The 1160-nt window shown below is 58.0% G+C and carries 1 tRNA gene and 1 rRNA gene; both read right to left on the reverse strand.

Annotated features, from left to right (window positions below):
* A 23S ribosomal RNA gene (locus AN233_RS17570) occupies positions 1 to 700 on the reverse strand; the annotation flags it as partial.
* 200 nt (positions 701 to 900) lie between these two features.
* A tRNA-Ala gene (locus AN233_RS01475) sits at positions 901 to 972 on the reverse strand.
* Between the last annotated feature and the right edge of the window lie 188 nt (positions 973 to 1160).

Raw genomic sequence — 1160 nt, forward strand, 5'->3', positions numbered from 1 at the left:
TCGGTTTCCCTGCGCCTCCCCCGATGAACGGGTTAGACTCGTCATTCCAGGACACTCCCTGGGTCGTTTTTCAAAACGTACGACACGACGTCGGCTCGTCTCACGTCCTACTACGAGATCGCTCTCGGGTCGTTTTGTGAGACGCCTTGTACGCCCTGTCGCTCTATCGCCAGCTGATTTCAGGCCCTATTGCACCGCCCTTCTCGGGGTGCTTTTCAGCGTTCGCTCACGCTACTTGTTCGCTATCGGTCTCGAGGAGTGTTTAGTCTTCTCAGGGGATGCCTGAGTCGTTCACAGAGAATATCCGATCCCTGCTACTCGGGTACTGACGCACGCGATACTTCCTCATTCTACGGGGTTATCACCCTGTCTCACGCTCCGTTCCAGGAGACTTCGAATGCGGGTTCTCGCGATGAGAGTCAGCCCACACACCACATTGCCCGTGAGGGCTTCGGTTTGGACTGTGTCGCGGTCACTCGCGGTTACTAACGACATCGCTATTGCGTTCTCTTCCTTCCCCTACTGAGATGTTTCAATTCGGGGAGTTCCCTATTGCGCGAAGCAATTGTAATGGGATTCCTATTCGGAAATCTCGAGTTCGTTCCCTCCATGCGGGTCCCTCGAGCTTATCGCAGCTTGGCACGTCCGTCGTCGGCTCTCGAGCCGAGCCATTCACCAGCTGGCACAGTAGCCAGTTGAATACGTCCACGAACTCGGTACTGAGTTCAGTGGGCGTCTGGATCGCACGTATACACGGTCGTCATCGAATCGCCCTGTGACAGCAGGGCGTTCGTCGAACCCTTCCCACTCGCGGTTTCCCGGAGTGGTGCATCGGTCGTCGTCTACTCCAACCCACCGCCGTCCCACACTTAAGGGGCGCGGTTCGGCCGGAGCCTGACATGGACTCACTGGGATTCGAACCCAGGGCATCCTCCTTGCAAAGGAGGCACTCTCCCACTGAGCTATGAGCCCAACTCGCTGGCGCGATCGCGGCGACCGCGGTGCGAGTACTGCGGACTGCAAACGTGAGCCAACGACGTTCTACGGTGCCCGCTCTCGCGAGTGACCGAACACGAAACCATATGAGTGAAAGGTGAGGGCCTGAGGCCCTCGGGTCAGTAGGAGGTGATCCAGCCGCAGATTCCCCTACGGCTACCTTG

The sequence above is a fragment of the Haloparvum sedimenti genome, assembly GCF_001462205.1.
In the GTDB taxonomy this organism is placed as follows: Archaea; Halobacteriota; Halobacteria; order Halobacteriales; family Haloferacaceae; genus Haloparvum; species Haloparvum sedimenti.